General features: G+C 47.3%; 19 protein-coding genes and 1 rRNA gene. 12 read left to right on the top strand and 8 right to left on the bottom strand.

Annotated elements, in window-relative coordinates:
* From K300_RS16765 to ispF, 3 genes are all read right to left on the bottom strand, one after another.
* Nucleotides 1-160: ribosomal RNA gene (locus K300_RS16765) — 16S ribosomal RNA — on the bottom strand; the annotation flags it as partial.
* 554 nt (nt 161-714) lie between these two features.
* A complete protein-coding gene (locus tag K300_RS0111220) occupies nt 715-1,836 on the bottom strand; it encodes an ABC transporter substrate-binding protein (RefSeq protein WP_022851768.1) in 1,122 nt (373 codons plus the stop codon).
* Nucleotides 1,833-2,336, bottom strand: coding sequence for a 2-C-methyl-D-erythritol 2,4-cyclodiphosphate synthase (ispF, locus tag K300_RS0111215; protein ID WP_040463791.1), 504 nt, complete (start codon nt 2,334-2,336; stop codon nt 1,833-1,835). The genes K300_RS0111220 and ispF overlap by 4 nt, the downstream gene beginning before the upstream one ends.
* A 61-nt stretch (nt 2,337-2,397) precedes the next feature.
* Here ispF and K300_RS0111210 point away from each other — a divergent pair, with 61 nt between their 5' ends.
* The 3 genes from K300_RS0111210 (at nt 2,398) to K300_RS16310 (ending at nt 5,421) form a co-directional block, all read left to right on the top strand.
* Nucleotides 2,398-3,522, top strand: a complete 1,125-nt coding sequence (locus K300_RS0111210; protein ID WP_022851766.1) for a cation:proton antiporter — start codon at nt 2,398-2,400, stop codon at nt 3,520-3,522.
* Entirely contained in the window at nt 3,503-4,756 is a 1,254-nt protein-coding gene (locus K300_RS0111205) for a cation:proton antiporter (protein ID WP_022851765.1), read from the top strand. Before K300_RS0111210 ends, K300_RS0111205 begins: the two co-directional genes overlap by 20 nt.
* A gap of 251 nt (nt 4,757-5,007) precedes the next feature.
* Complete coding sequence (locus K300_RS16310; RefSeq protein WP_022851764.1) at nt 5,008-5,421, top strand: rhodanese-like domain-containing protein; 414 nt, start codon at nt 5,008-5,010, stop codon at nt 5,419-5,421.
* Between the two features lie 34 nt (nt 5,422-5,455).
* Here the strand turns inward: K300_RS16310 and K300_RS16760 are convergent, their stop codons facing one another.
* Nucleotides 5,456-5,605, bottom strand: coding sequence for a hypothetical protein (locus tag K300_RS16760; protein WP_155827599.1), 150 nt, complete (start codon nt 5,603-5,605; stop codon nt 5,456-5,458).
* Nucleotides 5,606-6,039: 434 nt separating this feature from the next.
* Here K300_RS16760 and K300_RS0111190 point away from each other — a divergent pair, with 434 nt between their 5' ends.
* From K300_RS0111190 to secF, 9 genes are all read left to right on the top strand, one after another.
* A complete protein-coding gene (locus tag K300_RS0111190) occupies nt 6,040-7,011 on the top strand; it encodes an IS30 family transposase (protein WP_022850132.1) in 972 nt (323 codons plus the stop codon).
* Nucleotides 7,012-8,858: 1,847 nt separating this feature from the next.
* On the top strand, nt 8,859-9,203 hold the full coding sequence (locus K300_RS0111185) for a cupin domain-containing protein (protein WP_022851762.1): 345 nt from the start codon (nt 8,859-8,861) through the stop codon (nt 9,201-9,203).
* A gap of 195 nt (nt 9,204-9,398) precedes the next feature.
* Complete coding sequence (gene ndk / locus K300_RS0111180; protein ID WP_022851761.1) at nt 9,399-9,815, top strand: nucleoside-diphosphate kinase; 417 nt, start codon at nt 9,399-9,401, stop codon at nt 9,813-9,815.
* A gap of 4 nt (nt 9,816-9,819) precedes the next feature.
* Nucleotides 9,820-11,196, top strand: a complete 1,377-nt coding sequence (thrC, locus tag K300_RS0111175) for a threonine synthase (protein ID WP_022851760.1) — start codon at nt 9,820-9,822, stop codon at nt 11,194-11,196.
* Nucleotides 11,196-12,215 carry a tRNA preQ1(34) S-adenosylmethionine ribosyltransferase-isomerase QueA gene (queA, locus tag K300_RS0111170; RefSeq protein WP_022851759.1) on the top strand — a complete coding sequence of 340 codons (1,020 nt, stop codon included), beginning with the start codon at nt 11,196-11,198 and terminating at the stop codon, nt 12,213-12,215. Before thrC ends, queA begins: the two co-directional genes overlap by 1 nt.
* 5 nt (nt 12,216-12,220) lie before the next feature.
* Entirely contained in the window at nt 12,221-13,342 is a 1,122-nt protein-coding gene (tgt, locus tag K300_RS0111165) for a tRNA guanosine(34) transglycosylase Tgt (RefSeq protein WP_022851758.1), read from the top strand.
* Nucleotides 13,335-13,664, top strand: coding sequence for a preprotein translocase subunit YajC (yajC, locus tag K300_RS0111160; protein ID WP_022851757.1), 330 nt, complete (start codon nt 13,335-13,337; stop codon nt 13,662-13,664). The genes tgt and yajC overlap by 8 nt, the downstream gene beginning before the upstream one ends.
* On the top strand, nt 13,664-15,211 hold the full coding sequence (gene secD, locus K300_RS0111155; protein ID WP_022851756.1) for a protein translocase subunit SecD: 1,548 nt from the start codon (nt 13,664-13,666) through the stop codon (nt 15,209-15,211). Before yajC ends, secD begins: the two co-directional genes overlap by 1 nt.
* A 12-nt stretch (nt 15,212-15,223) precedes the next feature.
* Nucleotides 15,224-16,132: a protein translocase subunit SecF gene (gene secF, locus K300_RS0111150; RefSeq protein WP_022851755.1), complete on the top strand. Its 909-nt coding sequence runs from the start codon at nt 15,224-15,226 to the stop codon at nt 16,130-16,132.
* Between the two features lie 83 nt (nt 16,133-16,215).
* On the opposite strand, the gene K300_RS0111145 is transcribed toward secF, so the two are convergent.
* From K300_RS0111145 to K300_RS0111130, 4 genes are all read right to left on the bottom strand, one after another.
* Entirely contained in the window at nt 16,216-17,001 is a 786-nt protein-coding gene (locus K300_RS0111145) for a family 1 encapsulin nanocompartment shell protein (protein ID WP_022851754.1), read from the bottom strand.
* A gap of 39 nt (nt 17,002-17,040) precedes the next feature.
* On the bottom strand, nt 17,041-17,382 hold the full coding sequence (locus K300_RS0111140; protein WP_022851753.1) for an encapsulin-associated ferritin-like protein: 342 nt from the start codon (nt 17,380-17,382) through the stop codon (nt 17,041-17,043).
* 160 nt (nt 17,383-17,542) lie between these two features.
* The gene (locus K300_RS0111135; protein WP_022851752.1) at nt 17,543-18,328 is read right to left on the bottom strand and encodes an IclR family transcriptional regulator; all 786 of its coding nucleotides are present in this window, start codon (nt 18,326-18,328) and stop codon (nt 17,543-17,545) included.
* A 244-nt stretch (nt 18,329-18,572) separates the two neighbouring features.
* Complete coding sequence (locus tag K300_RS0111130; protein ID WP_022851751.1) at nt 18,573-19,787, bottom strand: mechanosensitive ion channel family protein; 1,215 nt, start codon at nt 19,785-19,787, stop codon at nt 18,573-18,575.
* Nucleotides 19,788-19,789: the final 2 nt, after the last annotated feature.

The raw sequence follows: 19,789 nt of genomic DNA, 5'->3' as shown, positions 1-19,789 counted from the left end.
AACTCTTTCGAGTTGTTATCCCTCTCTCCGGGGCAGGTTCCTCACGCGTTACTCACCCGTGCGCCAGTGTAATCACACCCGAAGGTGCTTTCCCCTTGACTTGCATGTGTTAAGCACGCCGCCAGCGTTCGTTCTGAGCCAGGATCAAACTCTCCGTCCAAACTCAGTTATATCTTTTTCCCTTTTCTCGGACCGGCCTATTCTATTGTCAAACAACGTTTAACTTGCTCTGTTATCCCTCCCGCTCTCGTGAGCGGAAGGAAGTTATAACCAATCTCAGCCGCGAAGTCAATCACTTTTTTTAAAAAAGTTTTTAACCTCGTTCCAAGCCCGTTTCAACGCTCATACCTGGAAACGGTTTCACCGTCCTGATGTATTATCATTGAAATCGAACCGCCGGAACATCTCCGGCTGGAATGGATTATACCTATCGGTAAGTTCTTATATCCCTTAACGAGGCCTGCTCTCTTTCGGATGCGTCACCAATGGTGAACACCCTTAACAAGACTCCCGGCCAACTTATCGGCCAACGGAACCAAACTCACCCTGCTTTCAAACAAATCTACCTTCCATGAACACCAAATCAGGTGCTTCCCAAAAGGTTGCCGTCCTTGCGACGGAAGACAGTTATAACGAAAATAACGGGCTGATGTCAATAAAATATTTGATAAATTTTCAGGAAACTCAAATACCTCACGACATCAGCCTTTTATACTATTCCACAAGAACGAAGTCTCCGTTTTGAATCTCTACTATTACGAAGGCATCCTTGGATAGACCTGTATGATCCTCGGGGGTCATATTAAATTCGCCCGCTATGCCTATGAACCCCTTAATAGACTCAAGCTCCTCAAGGAATTTGTCCATATTGCCGTTTGCCTTTTCGTAGGCGATCTTGAAGAGATGGAACGCATCGTAGGCGTGGCCGCCGAAGACGCTTACGGAATCGTCAAACTTCTTCTCATAGGCGTTCTTATAGTCGATGAGAACATCTTTGTATTTGTCACCCTCCTCAAGCTGCTCTGCAACCATGAGCCTGCCTGCGGTGAGCTTAATTCCCTCTGCTGCATCACCGGCAAGGTTGATGAACTTTTTCGAAGCAACACCCTGAGTCATATATAGGTTGTCGATGCCTAGCTGCTTTGCGTTTCTGGCAACGATGGCGGGAGCGGGCCCAACACCCCAGCATATAACTGCATCGGGCTTTGCTTCTTTTATCTTAGCGAGTTGAGCAGTCATATCCTTGTCGGTATCGTTGAATTTTTCCTGGATTATTATATCGACGGGGTATTCCTCTGCTATATCAATGAGAGCCTGCTTGCCTGTTTCGCCGTATCCGCTCTGGGCAGTGATGATGGCGATTTTTGTCTTATTTTTGGACACCAGATACTCGTAGAGCTTCTCAGCGACCTGGATATCTGACTGGGGTGTCTTATAGACATACTTAGAAACAGGCTCAACTATCTTACGGCTTGCGGCACAGGATATGAGCGGAACCTTGTATCTTTCGGCCATATCCTTTATCACAAGGGTGGAGCCTGTTCTGGTGGGTCCTATTATCGCAGATACCTTGTCTTTTGTTACGAGACGTTTGAAGTAGTTGAGCGTACGGTTTTCCATCCCCTGGGTATCATAGAAGACAAGCTCGATCTTATCTCCGTTGATGCCTCCCTGGGCGTTTGCTTCCTCAACGAGCATCTCAAGGGTCTGCTTCTCCGGCATACCGAGGTATCCGGCTGGGCCTGTCACTGCGAAGAGTGCACCGAGTTTAACGGTTCCCGCAAAGGCAAATGACGAAAAAAGCATTGCCGCGACAACAAGAATAATCCTTTTCATGTTTCCTCCATATATGTGTTTTTACCCTCTGTCTTGTACATAAGAACAACGGCGGTGGAGGCTATCCCCTCCCCTCTGCCTGTGAAGCCCATCTTTTCCGTGGTTGTGGCCTTAACTGTGACATCCTCTTCGTCGAGGAGACAGTCTTCGGCAATGTTTCTGATCATATCATATCTGTAAGGCGATAGCTTGGGTTTCTGAGCAATTATTGTTGCGTCCACATTCCCCACACGCCAGCCCTTGAGTGCCGCCTGCTTAACTGCCTCACGCAAAAGGAGGCGGGAATCTATATCCTTGAATTTTTCATCGGTATCGGGGAAAAGACCGCCGATATCCGTACCGAGGGATGCACCCGCTATGGCATCAGTTACGGCGTGCAGGAGGACATCCGCATCGCTGTGTCCGGCAAGGCCGAGTTCATACTCTATTGTCACTCCGCCAAGGATAAGCCTGCGCCCCTTTTCAAATTTATGGGCATCGAAACCGCTTCCTACCTTAATTTTCACAAGTGGCCCCCATAATTATTTTGCTTATTCTTATTTAATTAACTAAAATTTTTAAATGAACGAGGTAACGATCGCAACGGTTTTCTTTATGGTGCTCTTTGCGGGGAGTCTTTTCTATTCGGTTAAGTCGAAGAAAAGAAGCCTCGCAAGCTATCTGCTCAACCTTGAGATTGAGTATGCACTTATCGGTGCGGCCATATTCCTCATTGCGGCGTATAGCACGAAAAGCGTTGCATCTATTATATACCTGATAAAGCCGATACTCTACGTTCTGCTCACTTTCATGGGGCTTGTTATCGGCACCAATTTCAGCATGAAGCTCCTTAAGACTCTGCCGAAGGGGCTAATTGCATATACCCTAACAGTATACATAACAGGGCTTGTACTTCTATACGGGGCTCTATGGGCATACGGCATCGACAAACCGATCATATACGCCATCGCACTGAACTCCATGATGCCCTATTCGATTAACTTGACCACAAAGCTCTTCCGGCTGGACAGGGAGAAGGCGTTCATAAGCCGCCTTGTGGCATCGCTATTCCCCTTCCTTGTCCTCTTCGGTTATACGGCTGCGGCGGGTTTCCATGACTACAGACCAAAGGACTTCGGGCTAACGGTGCTTATGGCACTGGTATTCACATTCGTCTTCTCCCATTACGGCAGGACAAACGAGAAGAAGACTATCAACCTCGTGAGTATCATATTCGTGATCTGCCTTGCGGGTGCGGCTATGTACACGAGTATATCGCCTATAGTTGCAGGATTTCTCGTGGGCTTCTTTCTGTCTGACACAAAATACGGCGGAGCCTTCCATACCCTGACCATGACCTTCGAAAGGTTTCTATACCTCTTCTTCTATGTTGCCATCGGTATTTTTCTAGCCTACTCCGGTGCACCAGGTCCGAGAGAGCTTGTCCTTGCAGGGGGTATTATTGCGCTTCTCGTTTTTGTGAGGTGCATCAACGCCAAAACTATTTATATGAGGCTTCTGCCGACCAAAGAGGATATAACCGGCCTGCTCCCCATCGGGATCCTTCCCGCTGTTATAATAATCGATTACGGAACCAGAGCAGGCTTTGCGGAGGTTGCACCGTTCTTTCCGGTCTTCTTCACCATACACCTTGCAACGGAAATAATTACGTATCTGAGGATAAAGTATGAAACAAAGGCCGTATGACATACTGGCCCTTACTGCGGGGCTGGGCTCACTCTTTGCGCTGAAATACTTCGGGGTTACCGGCTCCAAGGACTCCTTCTTCCTCATTTTCGGCATGAGCCTCTTCATTGCTTTCGCCTCAGCTCGTCTTATGTCCGACTTCGGCTTACCGAAGATAACGACCTACCTCATCGCCGGACTCATACTTGGTCCGCATATGACAGATATATTCAGCCAGAGGATGGTGGACAGCGTTCTTTTTATAGACAAGGTTGCGCTCAGCCTCATCGCCCTCACCGCCGGAGGGGAGATAAACCTTCGCAGCGGCGAGGTCAAGATTCTGAATATAACAAAGTTCGTACTTATGCAGATGTTTATAACATTTGGCCTGTTCTTTGCGGTTCTGTATCCGCTCGGCGGTGTTTTACAGCCCGCGGTCTTCGGCTCCATCGCCGCCATAGTTTTCATGAGTATAATAGCCAACGCAACCTCACCCAGCACCACCGTTGCCGTAATAATCGAGACGGGCGCAAAGGGGCATCTTACCAACGTCGTACTCACATCCGCCATCATGAAGGACATCATCATTATCGTTATATTCACTGCATGCCTCTCCATATTCAGCGCGGCAGGGGAAGAGGCCTCGGTCATGAAGGTTATTATGGAGGAGAGCTTCTCCATACTGGCAGGGGTTGGCGCAGGGTTTCTTATTACACTGTATCTCAGGTATATAAGGCAGAACGAAGGGGTGTTTATACTCATCTTCACGCTTATTACAACGTGGATCGCCGGACAGGTTCATCTTAACCCCCTCCTCATCTTCCTCGCCGCAGGGATTGCTGTCAAGAACCTGTCGATATATGGAAAAAGCCTCGTCAAAACCATAGAGGATAACTCGCAGATCGTATACCTCGTGTTCTTCTTTGTTGCAGGAGCCGTTATAAACCTTGAGGCGCTGAGCTCCATGTGGCTTGCGGCGATTATCATAGTCCTGCTTAGAGCGGTTACCATGCATGTGGGGTGTTACTCAACAGCAAGAGCCACCGGGGAGACATGCGAAGTGCGCAACTACAGCTCACTCGGATTTATCGGCCAGGCAGGAGTAAGCATAGGATTTGCAAAGATTATCGGAACCACCTTCCCCGGTTGGGGTGAGGAGTTTAGAACGCTAATACTCGCCGTTGTGGCCATGAACCAGATAGCTGGGCCGGTCGGCTTCAAATGGGGATTGAAGAAGGCGGGGGAAACGAGATAGTCAACCTGTAGTTAACAACAATCCCTTTCAACAAAGAAGAATAACGAACCTGTTTATATCACACCTTCCCATATAACCCTCATGCCTATATATCAATTATGCAATACTTGCGCATGTCGCCCCCTACCAACAAGGGATAAACTTTTATAACATTGTTCTTGATCTCTTCGATTTTTTAATCCATATTTACATTAAGAACACTTGTTCATTTCCGAGTTGTTTACTGGGTTTAACCCGCGAGGAGGTCGGCCATGCTTCATATATTGATGATAAGCGGAACAGCCATCGGTGTTATGTTCGCCATATGGGTTGTCGGCAAAGCTATCCAAGCACTTCAGGGCAAGTGCACCAAGGCCCTTGAGTATGAGGAGTTTGTCAAACTGATAAAGACTGAGCCGGACCTCCACCTCATAGACCTCACCGAACCGGATTACTTCAAGAAACATCATATAAAAGGCGCTGTGAATATCCCCGGCGAAGATTTCCAGCAGTACGCTGATACACTCCCGGACGATAAACTCTGTGTTATGTACTGCAGAACTGGGCTGCAAAGCAGACGTGCATTCCAATTCCTCACCGAAAACGGCTACAGCACCGACAATCTCTACTACCTTGATGCAAAGATGATGTACGTGGCCAAGTATGAAGGGAAAGAGGCGCAGTGAGGGAACTTTGTTCCCTAAAAAGTTCCCCCTTGTACTAATCTGGGAAATTCATCATCCTGAGAATTTCCCTGCCGCTACGCTTGGCAAAGCCTTCGCTCCGCTTACTTCCGTTACAGAATATGAAACAGAGCTCCATATTCTTCACTTCAGGGCTGTCTTTAATTATATCTATGGAATTTTCCATCCATGGAAATTCCATTGTTGTTCGGGCAGGGAAACCCTGCCCTCTCGCACTTCCGGCTACATAAATTGAATACAATTCAATTTAGTTTCGCCTACAGGGCTTCCATCCTTGGAAGCCTGTTGCATTTCAACCTTATTTGCATGATTAGCATAAGCTTTCATGGATGGGATCATCCTATATATTAACCACTATAATTATCTTTCAAATGGGTTTTTGAGGGGTGCGGGGAACTTTGTTCCCTAAAAAGTTCCCTGCGATTTTTTCCTTTCATACTCAAATTAGAAATAAGCCACTAATCTCTTTGTCTTGCGCTTTCGCGCCACATACTTTTTACGCAGATTGTAATAGCAATCTTATCACTAATATGAAATAAAAAAGGCTCATGCCATGCAGTCTTCACCACAAAAACTTTCTCCCGAAGGAGGAGCACAGCAATGAGCCATAAGCATCTTAGCATTAGAGATCGAGAAATACTAGAGCGTCTACTTCGCCAGGGATACTCACAACGTAAAATATCCGCAATATTAGGCATTACACAATCTGCTGTAAGTCAGGAAATCAGTCGTAATAAGGATTGCTGTAACAGATATCGAGCTAAAGCATCCCACTCTCGAGCCTTACGTAGGCGCAAAAAGACTAAGGGCGGATTTCGTAAGGATAAGGGATTTTTGTTAAACTATGTCCGAGAGAAACTAGAACAACACTGGTCACCGGAGCAGATATCCGGTCGTTTAAAGAGAGATTATCCGTGTGAGTCAGATAAACATATATCATTTAAGAGCATATATTTATGGGTACGCAAGGGTATTGACCATGAGTACAGGGATGTTCCCTTACGTGGCTACCACAAGTATTTCAGGACACACCGAGGTCGTAAACGCACTATAGGTATAAAGGCAGGAAGTCGTTCAGCCAAGACAGACCTTCCTCGCATTGAGGACCGTCCAGAAGAGGGTTTTGGAGTATGGGAGAGCGATCTTATAAGTGGTTACAACAAAAGCGGTTATATAGCAACTTTTGTAGAGAGAAGTACTGGTTTTATATGGGCTGAGAAACTTGAGAACAAGTCTATAAAAGAATATAACCGCTCAGCAATAGAGTGTATAAGGCGCTTTGGCAGCTCTAAGTTTAAATCCATAACAGTAGATAGAGGTAAAGAGTTTTACGGTTATAAGTCAGTAGGAGTACAGTTCTATTTCTGCAATCCGATGAGTCCTAATGAAAGAGCACTTAACGAAAACATGAACGGGCTTCTTCGGCAGTATTTTCCGAAGAGAACAAGCTTTAAAGATGTAAAGAGTGAAGATGTATACAGGGCAGTAGAAGAGATCAACAATAGGCCTAAGAAAAGATTTGGGTATATGACAACTATGGAAGTACTTGATAGCATGGGCATAGAGATGTGATAAGATTCAATTTACAATTCGCATAGAAAAGTATGCAAAACTATTCCCTCAGAGTTTTACATCCCCCATTGTTACTCATTTATATTCATAAATTCGTAATCGATGGCGGTGCCCTCATTTCGCTCTTTTTCCACCTGAAGTTTTGCTGATGCTGAGGAGTGTAACCGCTTTTCACACATTTAAGTATTCAATATTTACAGGGTATACAGTCTATCACGTGCGGCCAAAACTTCCGGGCGGTTCCAAAAGAGCTCATTCGGCTGTAAAACATTCGGGAAAGATTAAGAGGGTTATTAGCTAAACAGAATATTGGCTACTAGTCACCTGTTTAACGAAAAACCTCTTCACGTCTCACGTTGTTTTCTCTCAAGAGTAAACGTTAGAGCTACCTATTAAACCGATGGAATTTACATGGTCTCATTTTATTTATGGAATTTTCAATCCATGGAAATTCCATTGTTGTTCGGGCAGGGAAACCCTGCCCTCTCGCACTTCCGGCTTCGTGAATTAGGCAGAGCCCATTTCAGCTACGCCTTCAGAGCCAACATCCATGTTGGCTTTATTGTATCAACCTCAAATATGTTATTAGCATAAGCTTTCATGGATGGGATCATATTATATATTAACCACTATAATTTTCTTTCAAATGGGTTTTTGAGGGGTGCGGGGAACTTTGTTCCCTAAAAAGTTCCCTGCGATTTTTTCCTTTCATACTCAAATTAGAAATAAGCCACTAATCTCTTTGTCTTGCGCTTTCGCGCCACATACTTTTTAGAAAAGTATGCAAAACTATTCCCTCAGAGTTTTACATCCCCCATTGTTACTCATTTATATTCATAAATTCGTAATCGATGGCGGTGCCCTCATTTCGCTCTTTTTCCACCTGAAGTTTTGCTGATGCTGAGGAGTGTAACCGCTTTTCACACATTTAAGTATTCAATATTTACAGGGTATACAGTCTATCACGTGCGGCCAAAACTTCCAGGCGGTTCCAAAAGAGCTCATTCGGCTGTAAAACATTCGGGAAAGATTAAGAGGGTTATTAGATAAACAGAATATTGGCTACTAGTCACCTGTTTAACGAAAAACCTCTTCACGTCTCACGTTGTTTTCTCTCAAGAGTAAACGTTAGAGCTACCTATTAAACCGATGGAATTTACATGGTCTCATTTTATTTATGGAATTTTCAATCCATGGAAATTCCATTGTTGTTCGGGCAGGGAAACCCTGCCCTCTCGCACTTCCGGCTTCGTGAATTAGGCAAAGCCCATTTCAGCTACGCCTTCAGAGCCAACATCCATGTTGGCTTTATTGTATCAACCTCAAATATGTTATTAGCATAAGCTTTCTATGTATGGAATTTTCCATCCATGGAAATTCCATTGTTGTTCGAGCGGGGGAACCCCGCTCTCTCGCACTTCCGGCTTCGTGAATTAGGCAGAGCCCATTTCAGCTGCGCCTTCAGAGCCAACATCCATGTTGGCTTTATTGTATCAACCTCAAATGTGTTATTAGCATAAGCTTTCATGGATGAAAGCTCGCTTGCGTAAGTGAGAGGAAAATTTCTTTCTTCGAACGGCAGAATAATTTCCATGGACGGGAAATTATTCAGACAGATAAAGGAGTTTTTAAGGGGATTCTAAGGGGAAAGTTTTCCCTAAAATTTTCCCCTTATACTAATCTAGAAAATTTATCATCCTGCGATTCTCCACTTAATCTTTTTAAATTCGACTATCAAATAGTAGAATTGGCACACAACGGGCTTTCATGTACGGCTGATTTTCTATATTATGAATGCACTGCCGCATAAAGAAGATATGTTCAAAATATAACTGGAGGAAAGATATATGATTATTCGTGTTGGCGACATAGACCATAAAGAGGTTCAGAATCCTAAAGGCGGAGAGGGGAGCGTTACCCAGCTTCTATACGACAAGGCAAGGGAGTTCGGCGGGAATATAAAGCTCTTCGCTGTTATGGATCTACCCCCTAATAGCTCTGTGGGATACCACGAACATGCCGATGACACCGAGTTTTACCTCATGCTGGACGGCATCGGAGAGGTTAACGATAACGGTGTTACCGATATGCTCCACCCCGGTGATCTCATGATCACACCCAAGGGTGAGAGTCATTCAATCACCAATAAAACAGACAATAACCTTACATTCTTCGCTCTTATTGTAGAGTAAGTGAAAACTGCCGGGTTCTGCCCGGCTTGGTTTTTTGTCGTTTAACTCTATACCGGATGTCACCAGCCCCCTTATCGCAGGCCTGTTCAGGTTAACACATAAGGTTGATTTTGGTCGATCTCTTGGTTGACAATCCCGTTGTTTCCTTGTTTATATAACAAGCCTAATTCAAAAAATCACACAGGAGTGTTTAAAATGGAAAAAACTTTCGCCATTATCAAGCCGGACGCTACAAGAGACGGCAACACCGGCAAGATCCTTGAGCGTATCGAAGCTAAAGGCTTCAAGATAGTTGCAATGAAAAAGATGCTTATGACTAAGCAGATCGCCGAAGGCTTCTACGCTGAGCACAGCTCTAAGCCCTTCTATGGTCCCCTTACAGACTTCATGTCCAGCGGACCCTGCACTGTTATGGTTCTCGAGATGGACGGCGCTATCAAGGCATGGAGAGACTTCATGGGCGCAACAAACCCCGAGCAGGCAGAGCCCGGCACCCTCAGGAACGAATTCGGCAAGAACATCGACAACAACGCTGTTCACGGCTCCGATGCTCCCGCCACAGCTGAAAGAGAGATCAAGTACTTCTTCAGCGAACTTGAGATCGTAGGTTAATAGTATGAAATACGTAAGCACACGGGGGCGTGTCGAGCCCATATCTTTCAAGGATGCGGTTATGATGGGTCTTGCGGAGGACGGCGGTCTGCTCGTTCCTGCCGAGGTTCCGAAACTCACCGGGGCCGACATGGAGAGGCTTAGAAACCTTTCCTACCCCGAGCTTGCTTACGAAATTGTCAGCCTCTTCACAGACGATATAGAGCCTGAAAAGCTCCGTGATATCATCAACAGAAGCTACAAGGTCTTCGATACCGAAGAGGTAATCCCCGTTGTAAAAAAGAACGGTATCTACATCGCAGAGATCTTCCACGGACCCACCTATGCATTTAAGGACATAGCTCTCCAGTTCCTCGGCAACCTCTTTGAACACATATTACAGGAGAGGGACCAGCAGCTGAACATCATCGGCGCCACCAGTGGAGACACAGGGAGTGCGGCCATCGCCGGAGTTCGTGGACGTAAAAACATCAACATCTTCATTCTGCACCCCGAAGGGCGTGTCAGCCCAGTACAGGAGATGCAGATGACAAGCGTTCCTGATGAGAACGTGTTCAACCTGGCCGTTGAGGGAACCTTTGACGACTGCCAGTACATCGTAAAATCGATCTTTGCAGATCTTGATTTCAAACGGCAGCACAGCCTCGGCGCTGTAAACTCCATAAACTGGGCAAGGGTACTGGCGCAGATAGTATACTACTTCCACGCCTATTTCAGAGCTGCGGAAAACGGTGAAAAGATACGTTTCGTTGTCCCCACGGGCAACTTCGGCAACATCTTCGCCGGATACTTCGCAAAGCTGATGGGGCTTCCCATTGAAAAGCTTATTCTCGCAACCAATGAGAACAACATACTCTCCAGATTCATCATGGCAGGGGATTACACACTACAGGATGTTGTGGCAACCCACAGCCCCTCCATGGATATCCAGCTCGCCAGCAATCTTGAAAGATACCTGTATTTCCTCTATGAAAAGGATACAGAGCGCATAAATAGACTTATGGAAACACTTAAACAGGAGAAGGGAATCAAATTCCCCGAAGCTGATGTGAAGAAGGTTCAGGAGGAGATCGATACCTACTCCGTAACCAACGACGAAACAGTCGGCGTTATACGAGACTTCTACAACGAGACAGGCTACGTTCTCGATCCTCATACGGCCTGCGGCGTAAAAGCCGGTCTTGTCCATAAGGAAGAATTTAAAACCGTATGCCTCTCCACGGCTCATCCGGCAAAATTCCCCGACGTTGTTCGTGATGCCATAGGCGAAGATCCGGACAAACCTGAGGGGATCAAAAGGATCGAAGGGCTGGAGAAACGCAAGGTTTCCATCGATAACGATATTGAGAAGGTAAAGGCCTACATAGCCGACAACGTTTAATGAAAACACCCATAGAACTGTTTAATTTCGAGCTCCCCGAGGGGCTCATCGCACAGAAACCCCCATATAGGAGGGGTACTTCCAGGCTTCTATATATCGAACGGGAGGGTGAGAGCGAGGACAGACGCTTTAACGAGCTCCCCCTCCTGCTGGATGAGAGCAGGTTTCTGGTTATCAACACCACCCGTGTCATCAATGCCCGCCTGCTGGGTCAGAAAACGACTGGCGGAAAGGTGGAGATATTCCTCATAGAACGCGTGGACGAAACCGCCTTTACGGCACTCACCAACGGCAAGGTAAAGCCCGGTATGGACATCATGGTCGGCGAGGCCGTATTGAACATCGAAGAGTTCCTTGATGAGGGGGGACTCCGCCTCATACGCTTCAAGAGCCACACACCCGAAGAGGTTATGGAGCAATGGGGACATGTGCCGCTACCTCCATATATAAAGAGAAAGGATACCTCTAAGGACAGGAGCTGGTACCAGACTGTCTACGCAAAATCCGGCGAATCCGTCGCCGCCCCCACCGCAGGGCTACATTTCACCGATGAGATCATGGATGAGCTCAGGGCAAAGGGCGTTGAAGTGATAGAGATAAGTCTCGATGTGGGAATAGGGACCTTCCGCCCCGTTAAGGATGAACACCTCGAGGATCACCGGATGCACAGCGAAAAGTACCACGTTTCCGAAGAGGCGGCTGAGCGGATCAACACGCTCAAGGCGAAAGGTAAAAAGCTGGTTGCGGTGGGAACCACAGCGGTGCGGACCATAGAATCCGCCTTTGACGATGAAGGAATTATCCACCCGGGGAACGGTTCCACCGAACTCTTCATAACCCCCGGCTATAGTTTTAAGGGAGTGGATGAGCTGATAACGAACTTCCATCTCCCTAAATCAACACTCCTCGTCCTCGTATCCGCCTTTGCGGGAAGGGAAAGGATGCTCAAAGAATACGAACAGGCCGTAGAAAAAGAATACCGCTTTTTCAGCTACGGCGATGCAATGTATATAAGGTAAAAAGAATGTTCTCATACGAACTCCAGCACAAAAGCGATAAATCAAAGGCGAGAGCCGGCCTCATAAAGACTCCCCATGGCGAGATCGAAACACCCATATTCATGCCCGTTGGCACGGTGGGCTCCGTCAAAGGAGTATGTCCGGAGGATCTCAACGCCCTCGGTGCACAGATCATCCTCGGTAACACGTACCACCTGCACCTCCGCCCCGGGGATGAGGTAGTTGCCCATTTCGGCGGGCTCGCCTCCTTCAACAACTGGAACAAACCCACCCTTACCGACAGTGGCGGCTTTCAGGTATTCAGCCTCGGCAAACTCAACAAGATAACGGAAGAAGGTGTTCATTTCCGCAGTCATCTGGACGGAAGCAAGCTCTTCCTCTCACCCGAGACATCCATGGAGATCCAGCAGAATATCGGTGCGGATATTATGATGGCCTTCGACGAATGCGTCTCCTACCCCAGCGAGCGCAAATACGTTGAGGAATCGGTGGAGCTCACAGCAAGATGGGCGGAGAGATGCCTTAAGGCAAAGACCAATGACGCTCAGGCGCTCTTCGGTATTATTCAGGGTGGCGTACACAAGGACCTCAGGCAAAGGAGCGCAGAGCAGATAACAGCCCTCCCCTTCGACGGCTTCGCCATAGGGGGGCTCAGCGTCGGCGAGGATATCCCCACCATGTATGAGATCACCGAGCACACCACCGATTTCATGCCCGAGGACAAACCACGCTACCTCATGGGTGTTGGCACCCCCGAAGATCTGCTGAACGGCATACTAAGGGGCGTTGACATGTTCGACTGTGTAATGCCCACAAGAAACGCACGGAACGCCCTTCTCTTCACAAGTGCAGGGCGGGTGCATATAAAGAATGCGGAGTTCCGGCTCAGCGATGGTCCTGTTGATAAGGAATGTGACTGCTACACATGCAGAAATTTCAGCAGAGGATATCTGCGTCATCTATACAAGGCGGGGGAACTCCTCGCCTACAGGCTTAATTCCATTCACAACCTGCATTTCTATCTTTCTCTTGTCAAAAGGGCTAGAAATGCTATAAAGTATGGGTTCTTTGAGGACTTCTATTCAGAAACTCTAGATAAAATGAGACCAGGAGGAAACAATGTTTAACGGCATGATAACGGCCGCTGCCGCTCCCCAGGGGAATCCCCTTATGTCGCTCCTTCCGCTCGTTCTGATATTCGGTATATTCTACCTTATGCTTATCAGACCCCAGCAGAAGAAGCAGAAGCAGCATGTACAGATGCTCAATTCCCTTAAGGCCGGTGACAAAATCATCACCGCAGGCGGTATCTACGGCCAGATAGAAAGGGTTCTTGATCAAAACACATTTATTGTTGAAATCGCAGACGGCGTTAAGGTGAAGCTCAGCAAGAACGGCATCGCCGGACTCGCTCAGAATCCCGAACAGGAAGCAAATAAGGATAAGTAATGAATCTTAAACTCAGATGGATCATAATCGCAGTTGTTGTTGCATGGTCCGTCTTCTCTGTGCTCCCCATGGGCAAGCAGATGAAGCTTGGCCTCGACCTTCAGGGGGGTATGCACGTTATCCTCGGAGTTGAAACGGATAAAGCTGTTGAGGCAAGAATCGACAGTTACGTCACAAAACTCCGCAAGGAGCTCTCAGCAGAGAAGATTGATTTTAGCTATGTTCAGGTTGATGACAGGGGCAGGCTGAACATCTCGCTTAAGAACGACGAGGCTTTCTCTCAGGTTAAGGAGATCATAACAAACAGGTATCCCTCCCTCGAAGAGATAGCATCTGGAAACCCTGAGGATATGCTCAGCTTCCGCTTTACCGAAACAGCTGTTAAGCGAATCAAGGAAAGCGCTGTGGAGCAGTCCCTTGAGGTTGTCCGCAACCGTATCGATGAATTCGGTGTTTCCGAACCCGTTATTCAGAGACAAGGAAGGGACCAGATCGTTGTTCAGCTCCCCGGCATCACAGAGCCGGAGAAGGCGATAAGCCTTATCGGTAAGACTGCTCAGCTCAAGTTTCATATAGTTAACGAGAATGTGACCGCAGAGGATGTGGAAAAGGGTAATATCCCCGCAAACTCAAGGCTGCTGTACCAGAGAATCGTGGACCAAACCACAGGGCAGACTATCCAGAAGGTTCCCTATGTTGTGCACAGAGAGGCCGTTCTCTCCGGAGACTACCTTGTTGATGCACAGGTAAACTTCTCCCAGAACAACATGCCCATCGTTGAATTCACACTCGATTCCGCAGGAAGCAAGCTTTTTGAAGAGGTTACGGGGGAGAACGTAGGCAAGAGGATGGCTATCGTCCTTGACGACAACGTTTACTCCGCTCCCACTATTAAAAGCAGGATCGCCGGCGGTTCGGCATACATAGACGGCATGGCAAACCTCTCCGAAGCGAAGGAGATAGCCATCGTACTCAGGGCAGGGAGCCTTCCCGCTCCGGTGGAGATAGAGGAGAACAGAACAGTGGGGCCCTCCCTCGGGCAGGACTCCATCAACAAAGGCTTCAAGGCTGCTATAATAGGCGTTATCGCCATTATGCTCTTCATGCTTGTTTACTACAGACTGGCCGGCTTAGTTGCGGATCTCGCACTCACGATGAACTTCCTTATTATCTTCGGGGTAATGAGCCAGTTTGAAGCCACGCTCACACTCCCCGGTATTGCGGGTCTTATCCTTACGATAGGTATGAGTGTGGATGCAAACGTTCTTATCTTCGAGCGTGTGCGTGAGGAACTGCGTCTCGGCAGAACCCCCTTCAACGCCATTGAGTACGGGTACGAGAAAGCACTCTCCACCATTCTGGATGCCAACATAACAACGATCATCGCCGCTGTGGTTCTCTTCCAGTTCGGAACAGGACCCATCAAAGGATTTGCAGTTACCCTCTCCATCGGTATCCTTGCATCACTTTTCACGGCGATTTTCTTTACAAGAACACTATTCGCCTTCCTTCTCAGAAGGGGCGACAACACCAAACTGAGTATTTAACCGGAGCTGATTATGCTGGAAATTGTAAAACAGGGAACAAGGATAGACTTTCTGTCCAAGGCGAAGATCTTCTTCGCCGTTTCAGGGGCCCTTCTGGTAATCAGCCTCGGGCTGATATTCAGCAAGGGTTTCAACTATGGAATCGACTTCGCCGGAGGTACTGTTATCCAGGCTAGCTTCGAGAACGAGCCCAACCTTGACGAAATAAGAGGCTCCCTCGGCAAGCTTAACCTCGGTGATGTTGTGATACAGAACTTCGGTAACGAAACCGATGTTCTCATACGTGTGGAACGCTCCTCAAAGGAACTTGAGGAAGTATCACGGGAGATTAAGAACACGCTCGAGACCAACTTTAAATCAAACCCCTTCAAGATAGTAAGGGTTGAGCAGGTTGGTCCCCAGGTGGGTGAAGAGCTTAAGACAAAGGCGGGATACGCCGTGCTTTACGCACTCGTGGGCGTACTTCTATACATCGCCTTCCGCTTCCAGCTCAACTTTTCACTCGGAGCGGTACTCGCCATCTTCCACGATGTTATCATAACCCTCGGTATCTTCAGCCTTATGGGTAGAGAGATAAACCTTCCCATTATTGCGGCGCTGCTTACCATCGTTGGTTACTCGCTGAACGATACCATCGTTGTGTTTGACCGGATACGGGAGAACATGAGGGGTGAGGACGCAGAGAAGATGAATCTTAAGGATCTGATGAACAAGAGCCTTAACGAGACGCTCAGCCGAACGGTTCTCACCTCGCTGACAACCCTCGTTGCGGTTCTCTCACTCTACCTCTTCGGAGGTGCTGTTATCAACGGATTTGCCTTTGCACTGCTCATTGGAGTCATCGTAGGAACCTACTCCTCCATCGGTATAGCAAGTGCGTTCGTTTATACCATCAAAACAAAAAAGGAAGCTGCCGCATAAACGGAAGCCTTCCAGACAAGGTTTATAAACAAAAAAGCCCCTCAAATGAGGGGCTTTTTTTTATGTGTAATTAAGTAATCTTTTTACTTGAATACAACGAAAGCTGCGGGATCCAGAATCTGGAATGTGAATGATTCTGTGAAGTAGAGCTGAACCTTCTCGCTGTCGTGCTTATCGTAACCGATGGAGAAATCCATTCCGAGGTTGAGTCTTACATCCCCGCCTCTCTGGGAGATAAGCAGGGCATCATCGATATTGCGGCTCATCACAATGGAACCGCCAATCATATCCTCAATGTGCCTCTTGAGAGGATATCCACTCATGTGGGATACGATCTGCTGCCACTTTGCAGGGCTTACCACAAGGCTGTATGGTCCTTCTACTGCAGCCTCCTTAAGAAGACCGAGAGCCTTGCCCACTGCCGCAGGGATCTCTTCACCCTTTGCGGGAAACTTCTGCGCCTCATGCTCCGAAGAGCTGAGCAGACCTTTAATCCCCGCCTTGGGCAGTCCGTTATATACAGCGTTCTCCTCGAAAGCTGCAATCTCCCTTGCCGCATCCTCGAGGGCATCGAGGTCGATATCCTCTGCACCTCTTACGGCGTTATCCAGCTCCCATATCTTGAGGGAGAAGGGGATCCTGCTCTCCACAAGGGGAAGAACCCTGCTTATGCCGTAGTTAACCTTCGACTTGTCCTTAACAACATCGATACGCCCTTCACTAACGGCACCAGTCATATTTTCAACGGGCACTACATCCACTATCTTCCTCGCGGAAAGTGAGGATGTGAGCACCTCCTTAGCTGTATCGTTTATCTCTTCCCATGCAACCGCATTAACGGGTGCATAGCTCTGTCTAAGAATATCCATATAATAATCCTCCTCTAAAATCATTTACTGATAGTTTTGCTACTTGATCTTGCCGATGCCCAGTCCGCCGGAGCCTTCGGATTCGCCACCTTCATCCTCTTCGTGATGGCCAATCTCTCCTTCTGTAAAGAGGAACTCCCTGAGATGCTCATCCCATGCGGGCATATTTCTGCGCAGCCACTCAAGGGCCATGCATGCGTGCTCGATCTCTTCATCCCTGTTGTGCTCAAGGATAGACTTAAGCTGGGGATCACTTGTTGTATCAGCCCTCTGCTGATACCAATCGATGGCCTCAACCTCTTCCTTCAGACTGTTGAGCGCCCTTGTAAAATCACGCGTCTTTGCGCTAAGTTCTTCAACGGGTTCATGATACTGTGACATTATTTCCCTCCTGTTCAAAAATTATGATCACCTATAATAATAACACAACAAAACACTCTGACAACCCCTAATTAATAATTTTTATCGTTTAGGCTAATACAATAAAAAAGGCCGTCCGAAGACAGCCCTTTTTTAATATTGTTATGTCAGTTAGTTAGCTTTATTCTTGGTAACCGAGTCGCTTGCTTATTTCCCTTGCATACTTTTTTGCCACGGGGAGAATATTATTTACGATCCTCTCATCGGTCATTCTACATGCTGGGCCGGTAACGCTTAGTGCAGCAACGGGAATACCGAGGTAATCCTTAACAGGAACGGCGACACACTTTACCCTTGCCTCAAATTCCTGGTCGTCCATGGCATAATCCTTCTCTGCAACGCCTCTCAGCTCCTTTTTAAGGACAGGTAGGGAGGTTATCGTGGTATCGGTGTATCTCTTAAGTCTTGCGCCCATGTAGATTTTATTGATCTCCTCCTCGGAGGAGTATGCGAGCTGAACCTTGCCGATGGCTGTACAGTATGCAGGCACATCCTTACCTACCCTTGAAACAACACGTACCGGAAGCATCGTCTCTGCTATATCGAGGTAGATAACGTTCCCTTCACGGAGTATGCCGATATATACGGATTCGTTAACCTCGCTGACGATCTTCTCCATAAAGGGTCTTGAAAGCTTGAGGATTCCCAGCTTATTCACAAACTTCTGCCCCAGGTTGAATATACCAATACCGAGGCGGTAGTTCTCCGTGTTCAAGTTCTGCTCTATATAGCCCCTTGATGCGAGGGTAGCGAGGAGCCTGAAAACATTATTCTTATGCAGACCAAGAGCTTTGCTAAGCTCGGTCACGCCGAATTCGTCCTTATTCTCTGCTGTGCGGAAAACCTCGAAAAGCTGCAGTGCGTGATAAACCGACTGAACAGGCTTTACATCGGGTTTGTAAACCATAACCGTCTCCTTAGTTTAGAACCGAGATTAAAGAATCAACATAAGCTCGTATCCCCTAATATATACAGGTTCTAATATCTATTAAATCTTTTATTCTATTTTAACAAACTGCCGCAATGAAGAATATAAAATATCGTTATAAATTACACAAGCTCTTTTTCAAAAAACATTCATTAAAAATAAAACACTAACCACGATATTGCCACATTATATTTCAAAAATCAATATTTCTAATACATTCTAACTATTTTTGGCCACCCAAAGCCTTCAAGTCCGCACCCGAAGGGTACTGGAAGATCCTGAGACCAAACTCGGGCACAACGGCTATGAGATGGTCGAAGATATCCGCCTGTATCGCTTCGTATTCCGCCCAGTCTATGGTGTTTGCAAAGACGTAAACCTGTATGGGCACACCATGTTCCGATGGGGGGAGTTGGCGGATAAGGAATGTCATATCGTCACGCACCTCTTCCTTATTCCTCAAATAACCACCGACATAGGCACGAAACGTTCCAAGGTTAGTGAGCCTGCGGCTGTTTATGCTGTCATGGTCACCGCCGGTTCTGGAGTTATACTCCTTTAGCTCAGCCTGTTTATCCTCAATATATTCCCTCAATACAGCGATCCCCTTGAGCCGCTCGATGTCATCAGCACTGAGGAAGCCGACACTACTCTGATCTATGAATAATGAACGCATTATCCGCCGGCCGCCGCTCTCCTGCATGCCCCGCCAGTTCTTGAATGAGCCGTCTATAAGCTTCCTTGTGGGTATGGTAACGATTGTTTTGTCGAAGTTGCGTATCTTGATGGTATGAAGCGCCATCTCTTCAACATCACCATCTACGTTCAGCTCGGGAACCTCTATCCAGTCACCCACATGGACCAGGTCGTTCAGGATGATAAGGAGACTCGCCACAAAGTTAAGGATAGTGTCCCTGAATACGAGCATAAGAACCGCTGTTAGCGCACCAATGCCGCTGAGGAATCCCCATGGCGACTTGCCGGCTATGAAACTGAAGGCGATCAGCCCGCCGAATATGTATACGAATAGCTTAACCAGCTGGATATAACCCTTTATGGGGCGTTTATATGAGATTGGATGTTCGCCGTATATATCTGTTAATGCACTCAGAAGACGGTCCGTAAATACGATAAGTACGATAATCGTATAGCCGTTCACCAACTGCTTGCCGTGCTTTGCGAAGGACGGGAACAGATCCATCCCGTAATACGCAATAAAAGCCGGTATCAGGGGCACAAGGGCGTGGAATACCCTGCGGTTGTAGAGCTTGTTGTCCCATCTGTACTGTGTTCGGTTCACCGTTGACTCAATAAGCCGGAGCCCGTAACGCTTTGCCAGAATGTATGATATATAGGTCCCTACTATCAAAAGACCTACTTCAGCCAGCACAACCCTGTATGACTCAAGGTAGCTGTATATCTCCTTCAAAATATCCATTA

The sequence above is a fragment of the Limisalsivibrio acetivorans genome (assembly GCF_000421105.1).
In the GTDB taxonomy this organism is placed as follows: domain Bacteria; phylum Chrysiogenota; class Deferribacteres; order Deferribacterales; family Geovibrionaceae; genus Limisalsivibrio; species Limisalsivibrio acetivorans.
The sequence above is the reverse complement of the archived record's forward strand: the minus strand, read 5'-3'. Positions and strand labels throughout refer to the sequence as shown.